Raw genomic sequence first — 7,612 nt, 5'->3', positions numbered from 1 at the left:
CAAATAAGTAAAGTCGAAACTTAAATTAATAGATCCAAAGAAATGGGTGAAATTATCAACTTGGTTCTCCCAATCTTATAACAGGAATACAAGAAATTATTTCTTGTATTCCTCTTTAAAATTAAAAGTAAGCTATATGTATTTTAACTCTATTGATACTTTATTAAATGGTTTTTGAATTTTTATACTTTATTTTCGATGGAGATATTTTTATTAGTAGCTTGTTTAAAAAAGATTTGTTTATTTTTCTATTAATTGCTTCTAAATAATAACTTCAATATTTTTGTGGTTAAAAGGCAAGGGGGTATTATGATGTGTTTTTTATTGAAAATAAGCTTTTATATTAATAAAGCTTCTATAACAAATGGTAAGCCACTTGACCCTTTTTGTACCTCTTCAGTTACCCCAACCATATAGACATCTAGTGGATAAAACAATGAGTCATTTACAACAATTACAACTGGCTCATCTTCAGGAATAATTTTCTTCTCAATATAACCTTTTATAATATTAGCCTTAGTTTCTATAACCCCTGTCATTTTCAACAATGCTAAAGAATTCTCTCGACAATTAGTTTCATGTTTTGGAAATAACCGTCCTTGCACATCTTCCAAGATTTGCACCATTTCATCATTTGGATTCGGAGTAACAACTTCAAACCAAACTGTTTTCCCGTTTTTTGTAGCTTTGAAATCAGGTCCGAAATCTTTACTACTCAATTCAAATCCATCTCTTAAAAGACGGTCAGCAACAATTAATTCACCCAATCTTTGATGATATTGTTGTTCTAATAAAATAGCCGTGTCGAATTGGGTATCATTAAGTTCATAACCATAAAAGCGTTCTGTTAATGCTTCAAGACTTTTAAGTGCTAATTCAATTAACTCTTCACAGCCAGGATAACGCCCAAGTAAAATTTTCTTCCACTTTTCCAACAGAATATCTAGAATCTTACATTTCGCATCTTCAGTCATTATCTCGCCTCAAACAATCAAAATTAACTTACCCAAAAAACCCAATCGCCCTTAAACCTGATTTTTATAAGAATAAATCACTTTAACATTCCCAAAAAATGATCAAAGATTTAATAAAGTGGCCTTTTCTAAATACTCAAAAGTTAAGCTACCTCTCACAAGAACACTGATCATTTTCTATCTTTGCCATAATATTCTCATGCTCAAATTTTGATATAAGATTTCAAGTAAATTTAAAAAAATCAAATAAAATGTAAAATCAAAAACACTATATATTGTGCCTGAATAAAAAAAAACTACTACATAAAGCAAGATTAGATAAAAACGAAACATTTTAGGAATAATTTGAAGAAAAATTTGCATATGCTTTTTTGTTCAGTTATCATTCGATTAACTTGATCTGTAAGTCAATGATCTTGGAGGTGAATATGACTCATTTCAATCCTGACATGCTTAGTATTGCACGAAACTTTCGTGGTCTTAGTCAAACTGAACTAATTGCTGTAATGGGACAGTCTATTACCCAGGCTTCATTATCTAAAATTGAAAGTGGGGACTTAAAACCCTCCGATGAAGTTATCCAAAATCTATCCAATGCCCTACATTTCCCTATACGATTTTTCGAACATATTGAAAAGCTAAATGCACTACCAATTAGTTTGCATGCATATAGAAAAAAAAGCTCTACCACAGCTAAAGCATTGAGCCGCATGAATGCTGAAATGATGTTAAAAATGGGCCATGTACAAACATTAGAATTGTTCACAAATGTGCCAAAAAGAAAAAATTCCTTACCAACTTTTAAAATTGGCCTAGATGTAAACACTCCTCAAGAAGCGGCTAAAAAGCTTAGATCATTGTGGGCGTTAGGAAAGGAACCTCTTGAAAACCTAACTGCCACTGTGGAAGATGCAGGGGTTTTAGTCTTTTTATGCGACTTTAAAGATAACAATGTTGATGGCGTATCCTTAAAAATGCATGGTGTGTCTCCATGCGTATTTCTAAATGCAAACCAACCAAATGACAGAATACGCTTCACATTAGCACATGAGCTTGGGCATTTGGTCCTCCATGAAGAGCCATCTGAGTTCATGGAAAAAGAAGCAAATGACTTTGCTGCCGAATTCTTAATGCCAGAAGAAAAAATTATTGATCAATTAGGTTCAACCAATTTAGCTCATTATCTAAGACTTAAAAAGGAATGGAAAACCTCAATGGCGGCCTTAATCTATAGGGCGTCAGAGTTAGGAACTATAACTTCAAGTCAAAGTGCCAATTTATGGCGGCAAATGGCTATGCGTGGTTATCGTAAAGTTGAACCAAATGAATTGGATCGAGAAGCGACATATAGAGTAGCTTCAATGCTCTTTGACTACGCAATAGACGCAAAAAAAACATCAACATCTGTCATTAGTGAGTTATCTCAATTATTTGACTTATATGAAGATGACTTTAAAAAACTATATTATTTTGACCTAGATTCAATGGAGACTATCGAGATGGTTTCATAAATTAAAAAGCCGACTCTATTGGGTAGAGTCGGCTTGATAGATTTTCACACAGGAAAGGCATATGGCTCTAAGCCCTACGCATACCTCATGTTAGATCTGGCTGTCAGAACCCCATTCTAACATTTAGGCCCGTAAATCTCAAGATTTACCCGCTTATTTTGGTATGCGCCCTGAAAAACGAGCCGCCAAAATAGGAGGGCTAACAATGCCTACCGAAAATCAAGACTTCGTGTTTTGTAAATCTTATCGCCATAAATCTGGAAAAATTATTGTCCATCCAACTGGATATTTTAAATTTCCCAGAACTCGGCCATTGAAAGAAGAAAAGGATGCTATCCGTAATAAAAAATCGGATGATCCTGATAACTCAAACTCAATATCGTAAACGAGGTTAAATAACCTACTGCTGTGCAACAAAGTTCACAGCAGTAGGTTATTTAATTTTTCTGATCGCACTTAATTTATGCCCCATTTTAGTACATGGGCTCAGAGAGAATTATGACAACTCAACAGCAGTTTCTTGACCTACTTTCCGATATTGAACCATCTACAACAACGGTTAATGATTGTTCAAGCGCACATAATACGCTTCGTGATGCTTTAAAAGTGCATAATGAATTCAGCAAAGTACATGTGCATACGTTCTTATCAGGTTCTTATAAAAGAAGTACGGCAGTACGTCCGACCACCATAGGCGGGATTACACAAAGACCAGATGTAGATATTATTGCTCGCACCAACCATACAATTAACGATGATCCCCAAATTGTCTTAGATGCAGTCCATACAGCATTAAAGGATATTGGATATACCGATCTTACCGTTAACCGTCGTTCAGTAAATGTTAAGTTGAAAAAAGTTGATATGGATGTTGTCCCTATCATTTCAGATGGATATGGTGGCTATCTGATTCCAGACATTCATCTTGAAGAATGGCTAGTTACCAACCCTCCAGCCCATACCGAGTGGACTGTTGAGGTGAATAAAAATGCAAATGGTCGATTTAAGCCTCTTGTGAAGCTATTTAAATGGTGGCGTCGTGAGAACTTATCTGATTTAAAACGACCAAAAGGATTCATTTTAGAATGCCTGGTTGCCAATCATATGAATTACTACGAATCCAACTATGAAAAGTTGTTTGTTTATCTTTTAGAAACAATCAGGGATTCTTATGGGATTTATGCGTCACTAGGCATAATTCCACATTTAGAAGATCCTGGTGTTGCAGGCAATAATGTTTTTTCTGCGGTCACAGCAGATGAGTTCAAAACCTTTTATGAAAAGGTAAAAGAACAAGCTGCTATTGCACGAAATGCCTTAAATGAAACAGATGATGATAAAGCATTAGCTCTATGGCGGCAGGTCTTGGGTAATCGTTTTCCTCGTTCGGCATCACACAAAAGTGCAAATTCTGCTGATATGGCCAGCTCTTTAATCCGTTCAGCTTTAGGTGCAGGATTAACATTTCCATCAACCCCTGTTTATCCAAATAAACCAGGAGGCTTTGCGTAATGGAACTGCTAAAAACACCATTAGAACGCTTGATTCAAGAACGGCAGTTATTGACCGATCTTGAAAATGAGGAAAACAGTTTTAAGATTCAGGAGTGGAACTCAACAGACACTAATGAACTGCATTTAAACTTCTCTCTCAAGATAGGAACTATAGATTTTAATGGTGTTTTAGTATATCCAGAGCTTTTCCCAGAGCTACCAGCATATATACGCCCACAAAAATCTGGTGAAAGATGGAGTATCTTGCACCAGTACGGTGGCTCAGGAGTGCTGTGTCTAGAATACGGTCCAGATAATTGGAATACCAATATCAGTGGAGTGGAACTAATTAGAAGTGCCCAGATTCTTTTATTAACAGACGCAATGACTGTATTGGAGATGGATGTAGAACCTGTGCCCTCTAGGCATTCTGAAACAATAGGTCAAAAATTAAGAGGTATTTCAGAAAGGTTCATTGAAACACCAATGTTACGTCACATACTCTTAAATAGTGACCCTGAAAAAATGGACTTTAAGGTTGCCATCTCAAGCTTTCGGGACAAGACTGTTATTGTTCCAACAAATATTCAGAACAAACCTCTACCTGACATCGTCCCATCATTTTCTAATGAAAGATTTGAATTGTCTGGATGGGCAATAAGAGTTGATTCTGTTCCTTTATTAAAGGAATCTGTAAATGATCGACTTTCGTTAGAATCCTTTTTAGGCAATTTATGGCCTACTCAGGAGGAATTCACAAGTTCCATAAAGCCTCTATTGTTATATGACTTAAAAGGTAACTTGGAACTATTCTTAATTAATAATACAGCACCACTTTTCGTAAGTTATCCAGCTATTAATCTACATGATGATCAGAATCAAAGATTGCCAGCACAATTTAGCAATATCAATGATGCAAAGATAGTAATTGTTGGTCTTGGATCGTTAGGAAGTAAAATTGCAATTTCACTGGCACGGTCTGGCTGTAAAAACTTTCTACTTATTGATGATGATATTCTGGCACCCCAGAATCTTGTCCGTAATGAACTCAACTGGTTAGATGTTGGCTTTGCTAAAACCCATGCTGTTGAAAGAGCATTAAAACGAACTGCATTAGACATGCGGGTTGAAACGTATGAAATGCAAATTGGTGGACAGGAAAATCCTCATTTAAATTCCAATATTGCTAATGCCATTGGTACATGTAATCTGATTATTGATGCGACAGCAAGCTCACATACATTTCTAACCTTAGCTGCGATTGCTAAAAGAAAACATATACCAATGGTATGGGGTGAAATCTTTGGTGGCGGTGGTGGAGCAATGATGGCCCGTAGTCGCCCAACGTTAGATGCCTCACCTTTAGAGCTTCGCAATCATATTTATGGTGTCTTACAAACGTTGGAACCAATCCCAGAAGGCAAAGTTAATAATTACGGCTTTCAAACACAAAACCAAACATATATTGCATCAGATGCAGATGTAACGGCTCTTGCAGCGTCTATGACTCAGTTCATATTAGATACTTTATGTACAATTGATGAGCAATCCTCTTATCCATATTCAGCATATTTAATAGGGTTCCGTAAATATTGGATATTTCAATGTCCTTTTGATACCCATCCTATCGATTGTTCAGGTGCGTTAGTAACGGAATCTCCTACGGATAAACAGATATCTGAAAGTGAAAATGGCAATTCTATTGAAGAGCCTGAACCGATGAAAGGTTAATACTAATGCTGAAAATATCCATTCCTACTGATATACAAATTTTACTGATAAAAGCCCTGTTGAAGTCTGGAACCCACGAATGTGGCGGTGTTTTAATGGGTGAGCATATAGGTACAAACCATTTTAGAGTTAGCTCATTAACTGTTCAAAAGAGTGGAACGATAGCATCCTTTGTACGTGGAATTACGGATGCTATTAAAGCAATTCGCCTTTTTCATAAATCAACAAACAATAATTATCAAAAATTTAACTATTTAGGTGAATGGCATAGCCATCCTCTCTTTAGTGTACAACCCAGCAGTAAAGACCATCACACCATGAGGGAATTGGTGTCCGACCCAAAAGTGGGTGCAAATTTTGTAGTCTTACTGATTTTTCATTTAAAAAACAATCATCTTGAGGGCAGTGCCCACACCTACCTACCAGATGGTTCCTGTTACCCATCCACCCTGGATTTAGAGAGATAATAATGAGTGCAAGTCTGTTAGAAAAACAATCAACTGGTGGTGCAATTGCACGAGTAGGGTTTGATTATCAGGATGCCTTTGTATTAAAGAACCTGCCACTATGGCTATCTGAAAGTGCTTTTAGTCACATTGTGAGTGAATCAATAGGTGATGTTGAGGTTTGCTACTTCTCTTCAGAGAAAGATTTCCAGCGTGTCATGTATGAAGCTAAAAATCATTCGCTGACTTCTACAGACTTCTGGAAAGAAATTAAGCGCTTCAAGGAGGCGTTTGATATTCCATCAAGTGAATATACTCGCTTTAGTTTAGTATGCCCACTCTATACCTCTACACTTCACCCATTTCTTGCCCAGATTGAGAGAATTAGAGGCGTTGGCTCTTCATACAGTGCCGATTCTGTGATTTTACAAAAAAGTCGTCAGGATATTATTCAGTGGTGTAGCGATAAGGGATTCGAAACCTCACTTGCTGAGTTTGCACTTGACCATGTTGATTTCCTGTCTTTCAATGCTGAAGATAGCGACTCTGTATTTATAGGCGAAATAGAAGAGAAATTATCCAATATCGAACTCACTACACGTAAAGCCAAACAGTTAAGAGATCAGTTTAAAAAATTGATTTCTCGTTCTTCTTTTGGTCCAATACATCGCAAAGACTTTGAAAATTTTATTTGCCATGCTCTTGAAGAAGATAGAAGCCAATGGCTATCAGATCCTATCAAAATTAACCTTTCTACTTCAACCAGTCAGTACCAAGACTTAAACTTAGATATTCGTGATTTCAATGGTCCTGATCGTGCCCAAAAAACCTCCAGCGACTGGAACAACCTAATCAAAAAAGCGGTATCGATTGGGGATTTCATTCATAGCAGTGGTGACCGTAGAACCCTCCTTATAGACGGTAAACAAAGAATGTCCACCGCATGTATGCTTGGCTATGTATTTAGTGCCACACGTAATTTCCTACTTGAAATAGAACATAATGGCCTCGCTTATCGCACTGATGACCATAAACAGAAAGAGGGACAATTTTTTAATAAAATCGCCCCTGTTGAGCTACAGGGAGAAACTGAAGCCATAGTTACTATCGGATTTCCTACAGCTATAGGTAAAGACATTGACTCTACAATAAATGAAGTAAAGAGCTTACCTAGACTGAATCTAGAAAGCTCTTATGCGATTGATAATATGGAAACTCTAAATCTTGCTGTGAGAGAGGCAAAATCCGCTTTAGTTTCATTCAAATCTGAAAATAAGTTATCTAAATTACACCTCTTTATTAAAGCACCCTCAGTTTTTGCAATGGTCTTGGGACATCGTTTGAATGGTGTTTGTGATATTCAGCTTTACGATTGGGTAGATGGGCAATATATCCCTACGGCCGAGCTGAGCATATAAGAAGAATTGACTAGTCGATAATATTACTAATAGAGAGGT

At 36.6% G+C, this 7,612-nt stretch carries 7 protein-coding genes; 6 read left to right on the top strand and 1 reads right to left on the bottom strand.

Features of this window, described 5'->3' with window-relative positions; genetic code table 11:
- Positions 1-338 precede the first annotated feature (338 nt).
- Positions 339-974: a hypothetical protein gene (locus tag HYG88_RS08390; protein ID WP_178882891.1), complete on the bottom strand. Its 636-nt coding sequence runs from the start codon at positions 972-974 to the stop codon at positions 339-341.
- 428 nt (positions 975-1,402) lie between these two features.
- On the opposite strand from HYG88_RS08390, the gene HYG88_RS08385 reads away from it, so the two are divergent.
- From HYG88_RS08385 to HYG88_RS08360, 6 genes are all read left to right on the top strand, one after another.
- Positions 1,403-2,485 (top strand): ImmA/IrrE family metallo-endopeptidase, encoded by a 1,083-nt coding sequence (locus tag HYG88_RS08385; protein ID WP_046128206.1) that lies wholly within the window; start codon positions 1,403-1,405, stop codon positions 2,483-2,485.
- A 205-nt stretch (positions 2,486-2,690) separates the two neighbouring features.
- On the top strand, positions 2,691-2,870 hold the full coding sequence (locus HYG88_RS08380; RefSeq protein ID WP_001141890.1) for a hypothetical protein: 180 nt from the start codon (positions 2,691-2,693) through the stop codon (positions 2,868-2,870).
- Between the two features lie 113 nt (positions 2,871-2,983).
- A complete protein-coding gene (locus HYG88_RS08375; protein WP_046128205.1) occupies positions 2,984-3,997 on the top strand; it encodes a nucleotidyltransferase in 1,014 nt (337 codons plus the stop codon).
- Complete coding sequence (locus HYG88_RS08370; RefSeq protein ID WP_046128204.1) at positions 3,997-5,709, top strand: ThiF family adenylyltransferase; 1,713 nt, start codon at positions 3,997-3,999, stop codon at positions 5,707-5,709. Before HYG88_RS08375 ends, HYG88_RS08370 begins: the two co-directional genes overlap by 1 nt.
- A 5-nt stretch (positions 5,710-5,714) precedes the next feature.
- Positions 5,715-6,176, top strand: a complete 462-nt coding sequence (locus tag HYG88_RS08365) for a Mov34/MPN/PAD-1 family protein (protein ID WP_005314752.1) — start codon at positions 5,715-5,717, stop codon at positions 6,174-6,176.
- A gap of 2 nt (positions 6,177-6,178) precedes the next feature.
- Positions 6,179-7,573 (top strand): dsDNA nuclease domain-containing protein, encoded by a 1,395-nt coding sequence (locus HYG88_RS08360; protein ID WP_023187982.1) that lies wholly within the window; start codon positions 6,179-6,181, stop codon positions 7,571-7,573.
- Positions 7,574-7,612: the final 39 nt, after the last annotated feature.

Source organism: Acinetobacter sp. SwsAc4, assembly GCF_013391535.1.
Classification (GTDB): Bacteria; Pseudomonadota; Gammaproteobacteria; order Pseudomonadales; family Moraxellaceae; genus Acinetobacter.
The sequence above is the reverse complement of the archived record's forward strand: the minus strand, read 5'-3'. Positions and strand labels throughout refer to the sequence as shown.

What these genes read in the sequence shown, in the direction of transcription:
- HYG88_RS08370 (WP_046128204.1), top strand. Translation starts at nt 3,997, where the DNA reads ATGGAACTGCTAAAAACACCATTAGAACGCTTGATTCAAGAACGGCAG.
- HYG88_RS08375 (WP_046128205.1), top strand. Translation starts at nt 2,984, where the DNA reads ATGACAACTCAACAGCAGTTTCTTGACCTACTTTCCGATATTGAACCA.
- HYG88_RS08380 (WP_001141890.1), top strand. Translation starts at nt 2,691, where the DNA reads ATGCCTACCGAAAATCAAGACTTCGTGTTTTGTAAATCTTATCGCCAT.
- HYG88_RS08385 (WP_046128206.1), top strand. Translation starts at nt 1,403, where the DNA reads ATGACTCATTTCAATCCTGACATGCTTAGTATTGCACGAAACTTTCGT.
- HYG88_RS08390 (WP_178882891.1), bottom strand. Translation starts at nt 974, where the DNA reads ATGACTGAAGATGCGAAATGTAAGATTCTAGATATTCTGTTGGAAAAG.
- HYG88_RS08360 (WP_023187982.1), top strand. Translation starts at nt 6,179, where the DNA reads ATGAGTGCAAGTCTGTTAGAAAAACAATCAACTGGTGGTGCAATTGCA.
- HYG88_RS08365 (WP_005314752.1), top strand. Translation starts at nt 5,715, where the DNA reads ATGCTGAAAATATCCATTCCTACTGATATACAAATTTTACTGATAAAA.